The 15639-nt window shown below is 72.9% G+C and carries 11 protein-coding genes and 2 pseudogenes; 5 read left to right on the forward strand and 8 right to left on the reverse strand.

From position 1 onward, the window contains the following. Positions 1-34 precede the first annotated feature (34 nt). A complete protein-coding gene (locus ACOBQU_RS22945; protein WP_423629185.1) occupies positions 35-1219 on the forward strand; it encodes a 4-hydroxybenzoate 3-monooxygenase in 1185 nt (394 codons plus the stop codon). 215 nt (positions 1220-1434) lie between these two features. Next, positions 1435-2334, forward strand: a complete 900-nt coding sequence (locus ACOBQU_RS22950) for a Bax inhibitor-1/YccA family protein (protein WP_423629186.1) — start codon at positions 1435-1437, stop codon at positions 2332-2334. A gap of 177 nt (positions 2335-2511) precedes the next feature. Here the strand turns inward: ACOBQU_RS22950 and ACOBQU_RS22955 are convergent, their stop codons facing one another. Then, positions 2512-2742, reverse strand: coding sequence for a DUF4287 domain-containing protein (locus tag ACOBQU_RS22955; protein ID WP_030672559.1), 231 nt, complete (start codon positions 2740-2742; stop codon positions 2512-2514). 101 nt (positions 2743-2843) lie between these two features. On the opposite strand from ACOBQU_RS22955, the gene ACOBQU_RS22960 reads away from it, so the two are divergent. Continuing rightward, positions 2844-3155: a hypothetical protein gene (locus ACOBQU_RS22960; RefSeq protein ID WP_423629187.1), complete on the forward strand. Its 312-nt coding sequence runs from the start codon at positions 2844-2846 to the stop codon at positions 3153-3155. A 441-nt stretch (positions 3156-3596) separates the two neighbouring features. On the opposite strand, the gene ACOBQU_RS22965 is transcribed toward ACOBQU_RS22960, so the two are convergent. The 3 genes from ACOBQU_RS22965 to ACOBQU_RS22975 all read right to left on the reverse strand — a co-directional run bounded on the left by ACOBQU_RS22965 (position 3597) and on the right by ACOBQU_RS22975 (position 7331). After that, positions 3597-4403 (reverse strand): hypothetical protein, encoded by an 807-nt coding sequence (locus ACOBQU_RS22965; protein WP_423629188.1) that lies wholly within the window; start codon positions 4401-4403, stop codon positions 3597-3599. Between the two features lie 216 nt (positions 4404-4619). Beyond that, positions 4620-5840 (reverse strand): acetyl-CoA C-acetyltransferase, encoded by a 1221-nt coding sequence (locus tag ACOBQU_RS22970; protein WP_423629189.1) that lies wholly within the window; start codon positions 5838-5840, stop codon positions 4620-4622. 474 nt (positions 5841-6314) lie between these two features. Continuing rightward, positions 6315-7331 carry an SGNH/GDSL hydrolase family protein gene (locus ACOBQU_RS22975; RefSeq protein ID WP_423629190.1) on the reverse strand — a complete coding sequence of 339 codons (1017 nt, stop codon included), beginning with the start codon at positions 7329-7331 and terminating at the stop codon, positions 6315-6317. A gap of 222 nt (positions 7332-7553) precedes the next feature. On the opposite strand from ACOBQU_RS22975, the gene ACOBQU_RS22980 reads away from it, so the two are divergent. Further along, complete coding sequence (locus ACOBQU_RS22980) at positions 7554-8945, forward strand: cystathionine beta-synthase (protein WP_423629191.1); 1392 nt, start codon at positions 7554-7556, stop codon at positions 8943-8945. 556 nt (positions 8946-9501) lie between these two features. Here the strand turns inward: ACOBQU_RS22980 and ACOBQU_RS22985 are convergent. Further along, complete coding sequence (locus ACOBQU_RS22985; RefSeq protein ID WP_423634651.1) at positions 9502-9927, reverse strand: hypothetical protein; 426 nt, start codon at positions 9925-9927, stop codon at positions 9502-9504. An 84-nt stretch (positions 9928-10011) separates the two neighbouring features. After that, positions 10012-11376, reverse strand: a pseudogene (locus ACOBQU_RS22990) (purine-cytosine permease family protein); the annotation flags it as partial. Between the two features lie 190 nt (positions 11377-11566). On the opposite strand from ACOBQU_RS22990, the gene ACOBQU_RS22995 reads away from it, so the two are divergent. Next, positions 11567-12400 carry a MurR/RpiR family transcriptional regulator gene (locus ACOBQU_RS22995; RefSeq protein ID WP_423629192.1) on the forward strand — a complete coding sequence of 278 codons (834 nt, stop codon included), beginning with the start codon at positions 11567-11569 and terminating at the stop codon, positions 12398-12400. A gap of 133 nt (positions 12401-12533) precedes the next feature. On the opposite strand, the gene ACOBQU_RS23000 is transcribed toward ACOBQU_RS22995, so the two are convergent. Both ACOBQU_RS23000 and ACOBQU_RS23005 read right to left on the reverse strand, forming a co-directional pair. Continuing rightward, positions 12534-13916 carry an APC family permease gene (locus ACOBQU_RS23000; RefSeq protein WP_423629193.1) on the reverse strand — a complete coding sequence of 461 codons (1383 nt, stop codon included), beginning with the start codon at positions 13914-13916 and terminating at the stop codon, positions 12534-12536. A gap of 148 nt (positions 13917-14064) precedes the next feature. Then, positions 14065-15393, reverse strand: a pseudogene (locus ACOBQU_RS23005) (diaminopimelate decarboxylase); the annotation flags it as partial. Positions 15394-15639: the final 246 nt, after the last annotated feature.

A 15639-nucleotide genomic window follows, 5' to 3' on the forward strand; every position in this document is an offset into this window, starting at 1 on the left:
TGACACCCCTCGGACACCGCCCGACACTCCCGTGATGCGGACCACCGTCGCGATCATCGGGGCCGGACCCGCCGGGCTCCTCCTGGCCAGGCTGCTGCACGGCGCGGACGTCGACTGCGTCGTCCTGGAGCGCCGCGACCGCGCCTACGTAGAGCGGCGCCAGCGCGCCGGGATCCTGGAGCAGGCCACCGCCGACGTGCTGCGCGCGGCCGGGGCCGGGGCCCGCATGGACCGCGAGGGCCTCAGACACGACGGCATCGAGCTGCGCTACGACGGCCGTCGGCACCGCGTCGACTTTCCCTCCCTGACCGGCGGCCGCTCGGTGACCGTGTACGCGCAGACCGAGGTGTGCAAGGACCTCATCGCGCTGCGGCTGCGCGACGGGCAGCCGCTGCTCTTCGAAGCGGAGGCGCTCGCCGTGGAGGGCGCCGCCACGGACCGGCCGCGCGTGCGGTTCCGGCACCAGGGGCGCGAGGACGTCCTGGAGTGCGCGTACGTCGCCGGGTGCGACGGCTTCTGGGGCGTGGCCCGCGCCGCCGTCCCGCCCGGCCTCTCCCGCACCTACGAGCGCGCCTACCCCTACGCCTGGCTGGGCGTCCTCGCGGACGCGCCACCCTCCCACGACGAGCTGGTCTACGCCCGCCACGACCGCGGCTTCGCCCTGCTCAGCCTGAGGTCGCCCACGGTCTCCCGGCTCTACCTCCAGGTCCCCGAAGGCACCGACCCCGCCTCCTGGAGCGACGCGGAGATCTGGGACGAGCTGGACCGCCGCCTGGAGACCGGCGACGGCTGGCGTCTCAAGCGCGGCCCGATCACCGCCCGGTCCGTCACCCCGATGCGCTCCTTCGTCCACGAGCCGATGCGCCACGGTCGCCTCCTCCTCGCCGGGGACGCCGCGCACATCGTGCCGCCGACCGGCGCCAAGGGCCTCAACCTGGCCGTCGCCGACGTCGTCACCCTCGCCCGCGCGCTCACCGCCGCCGTGCACCGGGGCGACTCCGCGCTCCTCGACGCCTACTCCGCGACCTGCCTCGACCGCGTCTGGCAGGCCGAGCGCTTCGCCCACACCATGACGACGCTGCTGCACCGCCACCCCGAAGCGACGCCCTTCGACGGCCGCCTCCAGCGCGCCCGGCTCGACCGGATCGCCACCTGCCGCGCGGCCCGCGCGGAGCTGGCCGACGCCTATACCGGCGCTCCCCTGGACGGCGTACCGTGACGTGGCCCACACTCCGTCGGGTCAACCCCCGCGATCGTGGGAACAGAGGACCGTGTGCCGGACGTTCCCCAGGCAGGTAAAGCACGGTGAAAGACATAAGGAGGAGACTCCGGCCAGGCGGGAAGGGAAGATCCTCCCCAAGCACTAGGCACATCCTTTTGCCTACGCATTACCCTTGAACCCAAAGCCACGCACGGTGGCCATGGAGGAGTGAAATGAGGAGCAGTAACCCGGTCTTCTCGCGACGGGGGTTCAGCCGCGACAACGGCTATGCGGGCTTCAACGCGCAGCCGCAGGCCGGGGGACCCGCCGCCGTGGGGACGCAGTCCGGCAACCCGTACGCCACGGGCAACCCGTACGCGGGCCAGCAGGCCCCCACCAACCCGTACGCCCAGCAGGGCCTCGGCGCCCCGGGCGCCCCGGCCACCACCGGCCGCATGACGATGGACGACGTCGTCATGCGTACGGCCACCACGCTGGGTGTCCTCGTCGTGACGGCCGCGCTCGCCTGGGCGCTGCTCCCCGTCGACGACGCCAACATCGGCAAGTCGTACGGCATCGCGATCGGCGCCGGTCTCGTCGCGATGGTCCTCGGCTTCGTCCAGTCCTTCAAGCGCAAGGCGTCCCCGGCGCTGATCCTGGCGTACGCCGCCCTGGAGGGCGTCTTCCTCGGCGTCGTCTCCAGCGTCGTCGACAACCGCATCGCGAGCGGCGCGGCCATGCAGGCCGTGCTCGGCACGATGGCCGTGTTCGTCGCGGTCCTCGTCGCGTACAAGGCGGGCTGGATCCGCGTCAACCGCCGCTTCTACGGCTTCGTGATGGCCGCGGCCCTCGGCTTCGTCCTGCTGATGGCGGTGAACCTGCTGTTCGCCGTGTTCGGCGGCGGTGACGGCCTCGGCTTCCGCAGCGGCGGCCTCGGCATCATGTTCGGCATCATCGGCGTGCTGCTCGGCGCGTGCTTCCTGGCCCTGGACTTCAAGCAGGTCGAGGACGGCATCGCGTACGGCGCCCCGCGCGAGGAGGCCTGGCTCGCCGCCTTCGGCCTCACGATGACGCTGGTCTGGATCTACCTGGAGTTCCTGCGCCTGATCGCGATCCTCCAGGGGAACGACTGACGCGACGGACGTACGGCAGCCGTAGCCGACTGACGGTCGAAGGGCCCGCGGAACACTTCCGCGGGCCCTTTGCCGTGTGTCGTATCGATGGATCGGGGGATGGCCCGGGGTGGACCAGGGCCTGGATCGGGGGTTGATCGACTGATCGGGGGTTGTCGTACGGTACGGCTCCGCGAGTCAGCCCAGTTTGCGCGCGGCGCGCCTGAGGTCGTACTCGTGGATGATCGCCTTGGCGTGGCCGTAGGCGAGGTTGTGCTCTCCGCGGAGCCAGCTCACCTTCTCCTCGAAGCGGAAGAGGGAGGGGCCCTCGTCGACGGTGCGGAGCCAGTCGGAGACTTCACGGCCTGTGCAGTGCGGGATGCGAGCGAGCAGATTCCGGTGGGTCTCCTCGGAGAAGACTTGGGACATCGGCGCCTCCGGACGCGTTCGATGTGGTCCGTCCTTCACGCCACCGTGCCTGAGCGTTCGGACATTGGCAACAGTCCCGGCTCGCCGCGTAGGGTCGCTCCGTGCTCGATACGACGCCTTTGATCTTGGCCGTGGACCGATTCGCCGACCGGTTGCGGGCCGCGCCCCAGTCCCGGCTCCAGCGCGGGGCGGCCGCCGAAGCGCTGGAACTCGCGCGGGAGTTGGCCGTGCGGGCGCAGCTGCGGGAGGCGCCGCAGCAGGAGCCGCGGCGGATGCCGGACGCCGGGATGTTCGCGGCGGCGGATCAGATCACCGTGGCGGGGCGGGACTTGGCGCTGGTGCTCCGGGACGAGGAGGAGGTGGGGGAGGCGGTGCGGCTGGTCACCGAGGCGATGGCACGGGCCGGTGTCTGAAGCGGTGCCCTCGCCCACCCGCCCGCCCGTGACCGCCTGGTGCTGGGCGGGCGCCCCCTGCTGGGGTTGTGCGTCGTTGGCGGCTGCGGGTGTGTGGGGTTTTCCTTGCCCACCCGCCCGCCCGTGACCGCTTGGTGCTGGGCGGGCGCCCCCTGCTGGGGTTGTGCGCCGTTGGCGGCTGCGGGTGTGTGGGGTTTTCCTTGCCCACCCGCCCCCCTGTGACCGCTTGGTGCTGGGCGGGCGCCCCCTGCTGGGGTTGTGCGCTGTTGGCGGCTGCGGGTGTGTGGGGTTTTCCTTGCCCACCCGCCCGCCTGCGACCGCTTGGTGCTGGGCGGGCGCCCCCTGCTGGGGTTGTGCGTCGTTGGCGGCTGCGGGTGGGTCGGGGGTCTCGCTCACGACCGCCCGGTGCGACGCGGGCGGCCCCTCGGGGCCCCGCCGGGATCAGGCCGAGGCGATGACCCGGTCGGCGAGGATGTAGACGTTCTCCTTGCCGCAGGCGAAGGTCAGGGCGTACGCGCCCGAGACGCCCGAGCCGCCGAGGAGGACCGGCGTCTCACCGTCCCGCAGGGCGGCGGCGAGCAGCTCCGCGGTCTCGCGGTGGCCCGGCGTCATGCACAGCGTCGTACCGTCCGCGAAGACGTACACGTCGAGCGTGCCGAGGGGGCCGGGGCGGACGTCGGCGAGGGCCGTGCGGGCGTCGGCCAGCTCCTCCAGGCAGGCCACCGTGCGCTCGTGGTCGGCGCCCGCGGGGGGCTGCACCGGGACGAAGTCGGGGTGCGAGGGGTGGCGGCGCCGGGCCGCGGCCAGCTCCGCGGACTCGCCCGCGGGCTCCTCCACGGCGGGGTCGGCGAACGGCTCCACGACCGGTTCCAGACTGTCCGATTCCAGCCCCACGAAGTCGGCCTGGCGCGGCAGGAACAGCTCGTCGGCGACGCTCTCCGGCAGCCCGCCGAGCAGCGAGGGCGCGTCCGCGATGTCCCGGGCCTCCTGGGCGGCCCAGAACGCGCGGGCCTCGGCCAGCTCCCGCTCCCGCTCCTCGGCGAGGGCGTCGGCGACCGCGGCCCGTATCTCGTCGGTGTCGACCGTGGCGCGCGCCGCGGGCACCGCGGCGCGGCCCGCCGCGGCACGGCTCTCGGCGAGCTCCGTACGCAGGTCCGTGATCTGCTTCCGCAGGCCCCGCACGGTGTGCAGGGAAGCGGCGCCCACGGCCGTGGCGGCGGCCGCGGAGAGCAGCAAGGCAAGATGCATGGCGCTCACTGACGTACTCCCGGTTTCAAGTCGACCCCCGACTTCCTACATCAGCTTGAAGCCCGCACCGTCCCACTGTCAGTGCATTACGTCACGAATTGGACAGGACTTTCGGCCCGCCGTTCCGCCGTGAAAACGCTCTGAACTGGGTACTTGCCGCTCCCCCAGGAGATTGGTCACATCCTGGGGGAGATTGGGTCACGAACGAGTGGAGGGTTAGCTGAGGCGTTCGATGACCATGGCCATGCCCTGGCCGCCGCCGACGCACATGGTCTCCAGGCCGAACTGCTTGTCGTGGAACTGGAGGCTGTTGATCAGGGTGCCGGTGATGCGGGCGCCGGTCATGCCGAAGGGGTGGCCGACGGCGATCGCGCCGCCGTTGACGTTCAGCTTGTCCAGGGGGACGCCCAGGTCGCGGTAGGAGGGGATGACCTGCGCGGCGAAGGCCTCGTTGATCTCGACCAGGTCGATGTCGCCGATGGTGAGCCCGGCGCGCCCCAGGGCCTGCTTGCTGGCCTCGACCGGGCCGTACCCCATGATCTCGGGGGAGAGCGCCGAGACGCCGGTCGACACGATCCGGGCCAGCGGGGTCAGGCCCAGCTCGTGGGCCTTGGTGTCCGACATGATCACGAGGGCGGCGGCGCCGTCGTTGAGCGGGCAGCAGTTGCCCGCCGTGACCAGGCCGTCGGGGCGGAAGGCGGGCTTCAGCCCCTGGACGCCTTCCAGGGTGACGCCCGCGCGCGGGCCGTCGTCCTTGCTGACGACCGTGCCGTCGGGGAGCGTCACCGGGGTGATCTCGCGCTCCCAGAAGCCCTGCGCGATGGCCTTCTCGGCGAGGTTCTGCGAGCGGACGCCGAACTCGTCCATCTCCTCGCGGGTGATGCCCTTGAAGCGGGCGAGGTTCTCCGCGGTCTGGCCCATCGCGATGTACGCGTCCGGCACGAGGCCGTCCTCGCGCGGGTCGTGCCAGTCGGTGCCGGTCTGCTCGGCGCGGGCCGCGGTGCGGGCCTCGGCGTCGGCGAAGAGGGGGTTGTGGGTGTCCGGGAGGCCGTCGGAGGTGCCCTTCACGGACCGCGAGACCATCTCGACGCCCGCCGAGACGAAGACGTCGCCCTCGCCCGCCTTGATGGCGTGCAGCGCCATGCGGGACGTCTGGAGCGAGGACGAACAGTAGCGGGTGATGGTGCAGCCCGGCAGGTGGTCCATGCCCATCTGTACGGCGACGACGCGGCCCAGGTTGTGGCCCTGCTCCCCGCCGGGGAGGCCGCAGCCCAGCATCAGGTCGTCGATGTCCCTCGGGTCGAGGGCCGGGACCTTGTCCAGGGCGGCCTGGATGATCGTGGCGGTCAGGTCGTCGGGGCGCAGCTCCTTCAGCGAGCCCTTGAAGGCACGGCCGATCGGGGAACGGGCGGCGGAGACGATCACGGCTTCGGGCATCGCTGGACTCCTGGGGGCCGGGGTGCCCCTCCGGGGCAAGGGGCGGGACTCCCAGGGAAGTTACCCGCCCGTATCCCTCCGGGTCACCGTCTCGCCCCTGTGACACGGGCCGCATTCCTAAGCGTCCGCTCATCACGTGCCGCGCGCCGCGTGCCGCGTACCGCGGAGATCCCAAGGGCCTGGCAGGTGGCCCCACCCCCGGAGCACCGGCCTCTCCCCGCCCACCCGCCCCCGACCCTGGTGGGGGCATCGGTACTGCGGGGGCGGTGCCACCCGCGGACCGGCAGTCGCCGATGGCGGTCAGCGCCCACGGGGAGCGTCCACGTCCGTGGGGGCGGCGCCGGGTGGGCGGGTGGGAGAGGAAACCACCCACGGACCGGCAGTCGCCGACGGAGGTCAGCCCCCACGAGGGGCGTCCACGTCCGCGAGGGCGGTGCCGGGCGGGCGGGTGGGCAGGGCCCCGCCGCCCCCCGGTCAGGGGATGGGTGCCGGATCCGGCGCCTGGATGCGCCGCCGCCGCCGGCGCTTGAGGAGCGCCCAAGGCCCCCGCGGCCCCGAGCGCATCGCGCCCGCCACCTCCGTACCGCCCTCGGACGCGGCCCGCGCCGCCGCCCGCGCCACCGGCAGGAACCCCTCCCGCCGGGAGGCGTCCGGCCGCTCCTCCTCCGGCCACAGCCCGAGCGCCGCGCACAGCGTGGGCAGCACGGCCATCGCGGCGGTGGCGTACCCCTCCGCCGAGGGGTGGTAGTTGTCCGGCCCGAACAGCTCCCGCGGGTTCGCCGCGAACTCCGGCCCGAGCAGGTCCCCGAGCGACACGGTCCGCCCGCCCTGCTCCACCACCCCGATGGTCTGCGCGGCGGCCAGCTGCCGCGACACCCGGCGGGCCAGCCACCGCAGCGGCTGGTACACGGGCTCGATGGTGCCGAGGTCGGGGCAGGTCCCGACGACCACCTCGGCACCGGCGGTGCGCAGCCTGCGCACGGCCGCGGACAGCAGCCGCACCGACCGCGTCGGCGGCATCCGGTGCGTCACGTCATTGGCCCCGATCATGATCACGCACACGTCGGGCACCCACCCCGTCTCGTCGGACAGGACCAGCGTGACCTGCCGGTCGAGGTCGTCCGACTGCGCCCCGGCCTTCGCCACCACCCGCAGGTCCACCGGCCGCTCGGCCACCGCCGCGAGCCCGGAGGCCAGCAGCGCCGCGGGCGTCTGCCGCGACCGGTGCACCCCGAGCCCCGCGGCCGTGGAGTCACCCAGCATGGCGAACCGCAGCGGCTCGGCCCCGGGCCCGCCGAGCCCCGCGAGGGCCGACCCGTACCGCCCGTCGGCCCGCGGCGGCGCCCCGTGCCCGCCGTTGCCCACGGACCGCTTCGCCAGCTGCACCTCGGCGAGGACCACACCGACCGTGGCCGCGCCGAGCAGCCCGATGCCTCCGCCGCCGTACGCCGCGCCCGCGGCGATCCGCCGCGCCACCCTCGCCCTCGACATCGCCCCGTTGCCACCTCAGTCACGTCCTGTGGGGCCGTTCGCCCCGTACGTCCCGTACACCCAGTCATTGCCCCGTCAGACAGGTCGGCCAATCGCCGGGGGAGGTGAAGGGAACAGATGGAGCCGTAGGCTGACCGCTACCGAAAACAGGGAACACTCCGTGCGGGCACCTCGGCCCCGCACGGCTCGCAGGCCGGACACCCCGGGAAGACGGAGACAACGGTGCATTTCCACGACTCGATGATCAGCCTCGTCGGCGACACCCCGCTGGTACGCCTCAACAGCGTGACCGCGGGCCTCAAGGCGACGGTGCTCGCGAAGGTTGAGTACTTCAACCCCGGCGGCTCCGTGAAGGACCGCATCGCGCTGCGCATGATCGAGGCGGCCGAGGCCAGCGGCGAGCTGCGCCCCGGCGGCACCATCGTCGAGCCGACCAGCGGCAACACCGGCGTGGGCCTGGCCATCGTGGCCCAGCAGAAGGGCTACAAGTGCGTCTTCGTCTGCCCGGACAAGGTCTCCACTGACAAGATCAACGTGCTGCGGGCGTACGGCGCCGAGGTGGTCGTCTGCCCGACCGCCGTCGACCCCGAGCACCCCGACTCGTACTACAACGTCTCCGACCGCCTCGTACGCGAGATCCCGGACGCCTGGAAGCCCGACCAGTACTCCAACCCCAACAACCCGCTGTCCCACTACCACTCGACCGGCCCCGAGCTGTGGGCCCAGACGGAGGGGAAGATCACCCACTTCGTCGCGGGCATCGGCACCGGCGGCACCATCTCCGGCACCGGCGGCTACCTCAAGGAGGTCTCCGGCGGCAAGGTCAAGGTCATCGGCGCCGACCCCGAGGGCTCGGTGTACTCCGGCGGCTCCGGGCGGCCGTACCTGGTGGAGGGCGTCGGCGAGGACTTCTGGCCGACCGCCTACGACCGGAACGTCACCGACGACATCATCGCCGTGTCCGACAAGGACTCCTTCCAGATGACCCGCCGCCTCGCCAAGGAGGAGGGCCTGCTCGTGGGCGGGTCCTGCGGCATGGCCGTCGTCGCCGCGCTGCGCGCCGCCGAGGGGCTCGGCCCGGACGACGTCGTGGTCGTACTCCTTCCCGACAGCGGCCGCGGCTACATGAGCAAGATCTTCAGCGACGAGTGGATGAACGACTACGGCTTCCTGGAGGAGGCCGGTGACCAGCCGCGCGTCGGCGACGTGCTGCGCCGCAAGGAGGGCGGCGCGCTGCCGTCCCTGGTCCACATGCACCCGGAGGAGACCGTCGGCGAGGCCATCGAGGTGCTGCGCGAGTACGGGGTCTCGCAGATGCCGATCGTGAAGCCGGGCGCCGGGCACCCCGACGTGATGGCGGCCGAGGTCATCGGGTCGGTCGTGGAGCGGGAACTGCTCGACGCGCTGTTCACGCAGCGGGCGTCGCTGCACGACCCGCTGGAGAAGCACATGTCCGCCCCGCTGCCGCAGGTCGGCTCCGGCGAGCCCGTCGGCGACCTGATGTCGGTGCTCGGTGACGCCGACGCCGCGATCGTCCTCGTCGAGGGCAAGCCGACCGGTGTGGTGAGCCGCCAGGACCTGCTGGCGTTCCTCGCGGAGCAGCAGGGCAACTGACACCCGCCCGGGAGCGCCGGGGCCCCGGAGTGACCGGTCCCCGATGTGACGGGACTTCGCGGAAACGGTACGTGCGTGACACGTTCGCGCAGCGCCCGCTTAACACAGGTCGGGCACTGTGGAGGTGTGGCGTCGGGAACTTCCGGAGCGGCTCCCGGACCCTCCTTCGACGCCGGAGCGCCGCGCTGGCCTTGACCCGGCGCGTGCCGCTCCTCGCGGGGACCGCCGTCGTCCCGCCCCCTGGCCTTGCGGCCGGAGGTGCGGCGGTCCCCTGGCGGGGGGCCTCGGGGGTGTCGGCGCTTCGCGCCTCGTCCTCAGGCGCCGGACGGGCTCGATTGTCGCGCTGGCGCGCTCGTCCTCAAGCGCCGGACGGGCTTGGTCTGTCGGCGCTTCGCGCCTCGTCCTCAAACGCCGGACGGGCTTGAATGTCGCGCTGGCGCGCTCGTCCTCAAGCGCCGGACGGGCTTGAATGTCGCGCTCGGCCTCAAACGCTGGGCGGGCTTGAATTGGCGCGGTCTGCCTCAAACGGTGGACAGGCCTTGGCCGTGGTTCGGGGTCAGTCGTCCCAGGTTGGCTTGCGGCTCTTCTCCCTCAGGAGGGAGAAGAGACCCGTGCCTCTCGCCGCGTGGACCGCGTTGACGCCGACGATGCCGAACCACGTGACGAACAGGCCGGAGAGGCCCGCGTTGACCACGCCGATCGCGGACAGGGGGATCGCGAGGATGAGCGAGACGATGCCGAAGCCGAAGCGCTCGCCCCAGGAGTCGACGCCGCCCGGGTCGCGGGCGCCGCGGGCGACGATCATCTGCTGCTCGGCCAGGTGACGGCGCATCCGGCGGTCGATCGTGCCGTCCAGGCGCTTCTCGATCTTTTCGAGGAACGAGTCGACCAGCGCGGACTCATACTCTTCGCCGAGGTCCTTGCGCACGTGCAGGGCGGCGTCGAGTTCCTTCTTGAGTTCGGCGTCACGTGGGGCTTCCATACCGCCCACGGTACGCAGTGGGCGCACCCTCGGCAGTGGGGCTAACCCCCTTTCCGCCCTGGGCTCCACCCCCGGACCGCCGCCGCGCCGGGCGATCAGCCAGTACAGCGCCGCCGGGACGGCGAGGCCCACGATCCACGAGATGTCCGCGCCGCCGAGGGGGTCCACGAGCGGGCCGGTGTAGAAGTGCGTGACGAGGAAGGGGAGTTGGGCGAGCAGGCCGACGGCGTACACGGTCAGCGCGTCCCAGCGCCAGGCGCCGTAGCGGCCGTGCGGGTCGAACAGGGCGGGGACGTCGTAGCGCTCCTTGGAGATCAGGTAGAAGTCCACCAGGTTGATCGCCGACCAGGGAGTGAAGAACGTCAGCAGGAACAGCAGGAAGTCCTTGAACGAGGTCAGGAAGCTGTCCTTGCCGAGCAGCGCCACCGTGGTGCCCGCGAGCATGATCAGGGCGATGTACGCGGCCCGGCCGCGCGGCGACAGGGACGTCTGGGGGCGGAAGCCGCCGATGCTCGTCACCATCGACATGAAGCCGCCGTAGGTGTTGAGGACGTTGATGGTCAGCTTGCCGAGGGCGATCACGAAGTACAGGCAGGACGCGACCAGCCCGGTGCCGCCGAGCCCCACGACGTACGCGACCTGGTGGTCCATGAACGCCGCGCCCGCGCTCGCCGCCACGAACACCCCGAACGTCATCGACGCCTGGGAGCCGAGCGCCGAGCCGGACAGGGTCCACCAGAACGTGGCCCGGCCCGACGTGGCGCGCGGCAGATAGCGCGAGTAGTCCGCGACGTACGGGCCGAAGGCCAGCTGCCAGGACGCCGAGAGCGAGATCGCGAGCAGGAACACCGGCAGGTCGAAGCGGGCGTCGGAGAGGAGCGCGGAGACGTCCACGCGGTCGAACAGGCGGATGCCCAGATAGACGAAGGCCGCCGCGCACACCACGCTGGCCACCCGGCCGAGGGCGTGGATCACGCGGTAGCCGACCGCCGCCGTCACCGCCGTGACCGCCGCGAACAGGACGATGCCGGTGGTGTCGCCCGTGTGCGTCAGCTCGGCCGTGGCCTGCCCGGCCAGCACGCTGCCGCTGGCGAAGAAGCCGACGTACATCAGGATGACGAGCAGCAGCGGTACGACGGCGCCGCGCACCCCGAACTGGGCGCGGGACTGGATCATCTGCGGCAGGCCCAGCTTCGGGCCCTGCGCGGAGTGCAGCGCCATCACGGCGCCCCCGAGGACGTTGCCGAGGGCGAGCCCGACGATCGACCACACGACGTCGCCGCCGAAGACGACCGCGAGCGCGCCCGTGACGACCGCCGTGATCTGGAGGTTGGCCCCCAGCCACAGGGTGAACTGACTGAACGCGGTGCCGTGCCGCTCCTCGTCCGGGACGACATCGATGGAGCGGCGTTCCACGAGCGATTTCGCGGATGTCGTGGGCTCTGCCATGGTGCTGCCGTCCTCACCTTGCCCGGCTGTATATGGTCATGCAGAGTTCTTGGTGGCTGAATAGTTTGTCAATGGTCCGGTACGAAAACGGGGACGGAACCCGAGCGTCCGAGGAAGAGGGCGCCGATGACCCGGGGAGGGGTGCCGGATGGCGAGCACCGCACAAGGCGTACCGCGCGAGGAGCACGGCATGAGTGACAGTCCGGCGGCGCGGCTCCAGGTGCTCTTCGAGGGGCACCGGCTGACGCCCACGCAGCGGCGCATCGCCCACTGCATGGTGCGGCGCGCCGCCGACGCGCCCTTCCTGTCCAGCGTGGAGCTGGCCGAGCTGGCCGGGGTCAGCCAGCCGTCCGTCACCCGCTTCGCCGTCGCGCTCGGCTTCGACGGCTACCCGGCGCTGCGGCGCCACCTGCGGGACGTGGCGCCCGCTGAGGCGCCGGGGGACACGGCGCTCAACGAGTACCAGCAGGCGGTCCAGGCCGAGGTCGAGAACCTGCGGCACCTCGCGGAGCTGCTCGCCGACCCCGGGCCGGTCGAGCGCGCCGGGCGGCTGCTGGCCTCCTCGCGCCCGCTGCCGGTGCTCGGCCTGCGCGCCGCCGCCGCCCAGGCCCGCGGCTTCGCCTACTTCGCCGCCAAGGTCCACCCCGATGTGCGGCTGCTCGACGAGGGCGGCTCGATGCTGGCCGACCGGATCGACGCGGCGGTGCGGGCGGGGGCCGGGGTGCTGCTGTGCTTCGCGCTGCCGCGGCACCCCCGGGAGGTGGTCGACGCCCTCGCGTACGCGCGCGGCGCCGGGCTGACCGTGGTGACGGTCGCCGACTCCGCCTTCGCGCCGGTGGCGGCCCACTCCGATCTGCTGCTGCCCGCCGCCGTGGGCACCGGGCTCGCCTTCGACACGGCGTGCGCTCCCATGCTGCTGGGGCGGGTCCTTCTCGAAGCGATGTGTGACGCGCTGCCGGACGCGCAGGCCCGTCTGGAGGAGTTCGACGCGGGGGCGGCGGAGCGGGGCCTGTTCGTCGAGTGACGCCCCCTCGCGGGACGCCCCAGCCCCGCCCCTTCACCGAAACCAGGGGGCTGCCGCCCCCGGCACCCCCGCCTCCATCGGCGCTCCGCGCCTCGTCCTCAAACGCCGGACGGGCTTGAACCGCGGGCCCGGGCTAGGCGCCTGCCCGCAGCGCCAATTTGTTCAGGGCCCACAGGGCCACGCCGATCGCGACCAGCACCCCGGCGCGGATGTAGACGTCGGCGGGGCGGTCCGCCAGGGGGCTGGCGAGGATCAGGGCGGTGAGGGCGCCCAGGACGGGCAGTGCCGTCGGCGTGCGGAAGTGCGCGTGCTCCACGCGGTCCCGGCGCAGCACCAGCACCGCCACGTTGACCACCGCGAACACGCACAGCAGCAGGAACGCCGTGGTGTCGCCGAGCCCCTCGATCTCCCCGGTGGACACGAGGCCGATGGCGAGCAGGGAGACGAAGGCGATGCCCACGACGGGCGTGCGGCGGCGCGCCAGGACCCGGCCCATGGCGCGCGGCAGGATGCGCTCGTTGGCCATGCCGTAGCACAGCCGGGACGCCATCATGATGTTGATCAGCGCGGAGTTGGTGACCGCGAACAGGGCGATCAGGGCGAAGAGCTTGTGCGGGAAGTCGACGCCCCCGGCCTTCACCACCTCCAACAGCGGTCCGCTGGAGCCCTCCAGGGTCTTGTGGTCGACGAGGAGGGACGACACCAGGGCCACCAGGACGTAGATCGTGCCGGTCACGGCGACGCCGATGAAGATCGCCCGCGGGAACGTGCGCTGCGGGTCCTTGGTCTCCTCGGCCATGTTCACCGAGTCCTCGAAGCCGACGAACGCGAAGAACCCGAGGGCGGTGGCGCCGAGGACGCCGGTCAGCAGCGCGTAGCCGCTGCCGCTGGTCTCGAACTCGGTCAGGCGTGACGGCTCCCCGTCGCCCGTGAGCACCGCCCACGCGCCGATCGCCAGGATGATCAGGAGCCCGGTCAGCTCCACCAGCGTCAGCACGACGTTGGTCTTCACGGACTCCGACACGCCCCGCAGGTTCAGCGCCGCGAGGGCCAGGATGAAGAGGATCGCGATGAGCGTCGGCGACAGCGCGTCGTTCGTCAGCTCGCCCAGGTAGTCGCCGCTGAAGGCGCGCGCCGCCGCGCTCGCCGACGACAGGCCCGAGCACATCACCATGAACGCGATGATGAAGGTCAGGAAGGGGACCTTGAACGCCTTCTGCGCGTACAGCGCGGCCCCGGCCGCCTTCGGGTACTTGCCGACCAGCTCCACGTACGAGGCCGCCGTCAGGATCGCCACCACGAAGCCGATCAGGAACGGCACCCACAGCGCGCCGCCCACCTTGCCCGCGACCTTGCCGGTGGTGGCGTAGATGCCGGTGCCGAGGATGTCGCCGATCACGAAGAGGATCAGCAGCTTGGGGCCGAGGACGCGGCGCAGGCCGGGCTCTTCGGCGGGTACGGGTGCGGTGGTGCTGCTCGTTCCGGACGTCGTCACAGGAGCCTCCCCCGAGGACATGGCTGCCGGGAAGGGACCTCTGCCCGCGCTCCGCCCCGAGGATGCGGGAGTTGAGCAACCTCAGAGGGTGCGGGCGGTGCGGCCGCCGTACGCTCGCGGCTCACCCGCACCACCGTACGCCCCGCGCACAGCCGCCGCACCGCGTTCCTCACAGCCCGCGCAGCGCGTCCCGCGCCGGGCCGCCCGACTCGGCGACGATCGACTCGACGCTCTGCGCCGGGCGCACCAGGGAGAAGCGGACGCCGCCGTCCGCGCCCACCGCGTAGCCGTGGATCGCGGGCCGGGGCAGGCTGTTGTACGAGTAGTGCTGCGCGAAGTAGTACGCGCCGGTGTCGAGCGCCGCCACGTGGTCGCCCGCTTCGAGGGGCGGCAGCGGGTGGTCCTCGGCGAGCAGGTCGCCCGCGAAGCACGCCGGGCCCGCGACGTCGTGGCCGACGGCCGCGCCCCGCTTGGGGCGGCCGTCGGCGTCGTACGCGGCGATCCGCAGCGGCCAGGACGCGGGCGCGTACGCCGTACGGGTCGCCACCTGCACGCCCGCGTGCGTCAGCGCGATGGGGCGGCCGCCCGCCGACTTCACGTACTCGACCCGCGTGAGCAGCGTCCCGTGCTTGGCGAGCAGGGAGCGGCCGAACTCGGTGACCAGGCCGTAGCGGCCGTCGAACAGGCCGGGCACGCGGTCGCGCAACAGCCGGGCGTACGCGGCGTGGGTCGGACTCTCCTCGTCCGAGCGGAAGTTGACGGGCAGTCCGCCGCCGATGTCGAGGGTGTCGATCTGGCGGCGGCCCGCGCGGGCGTTGACCTCCTCGGCGAGCGCGTACACCGCCGCGATGCCCTCGGCCAGCCGGTCCAGGGCCATGCCCTGGGAGCCGGAGTGCGCGTGCAGCCGGGTCAGCCAGGGCCGGTCCAGATACGCCCGCACCAGCCACTGGCGCGCCCCCTCGTCCCGCAGCGGCACGCCGAACTTGGAGGTCGCGGTGGCCGTGGAGAGCGCGCCGATGGAGCCGCCGCCGACCTGCGGGTTCACCCGTACGCCGAGCGGGGAGCGGGTGGGCGCGGAGCGGACCAGGGCGTCGATCCTGGCCAGCTCCTGGGCGTTGTCGGCGTTGACGGCGATGCCCAGCGCGAGCGCCTCGCGCAGCTCGGCGGGGGTCTTGGCGGGGGAGTCGAGGACGGTGTGCGTGGTCGGTATCCCGGCGGCGCGGGCCAGGGCCAGCTCGCCGGGGCTCGCGACCTCGGCGCCGACGCCCGCGTCGTACAGCAGCCGCAGCACCGGCACCAGAGGCGTCGCCTTCACCGCGAAGGCATGCAGCACGGGCGTCCCCGGCGCCGTGACCTCCGCGAACGCGTCCCGCAGAGCGGCGGCGGAGGCCCGGATCCCCGCGACGTCCAGCAGCCCGACGAGCGGCGCGTCCGCCCCGACGAGGCCCTGCTCGACGGCGGCGCGGACGGCTTGGTCACGACGTTCGCTGGCGGGAGCGCGGTGTCTGGCGGGGGCGCCTTCGCTGGCGGGGGCGCCTTGAGCGGGGGCCGGGGCGCCGGGGGTGCCCCCGGCTTGGGCGGTCCGGCCGCCGCGCCGGGGCCGCTCGGGCGCGGCTCCAGGACCTGCGGGGCGCCGCCCGCGCCGGGCGGGACGCCTGGGCCGCCGGGGCCGCCTGGGGCCTGTTCCAGCACCTGCGTGGTGTCGTCCGCGCTCGCGGTGTCGCCGGACGCGTCCGGGGTCCGC

It is taken from the genome of Streptomyces sp. G45, assembly GCF_049542095.1.
Lineage (GTDB): Bacteria > Actinomycetota > Actinomycetes > Streptomycetales > Streptomycetaceae > Streptomyces.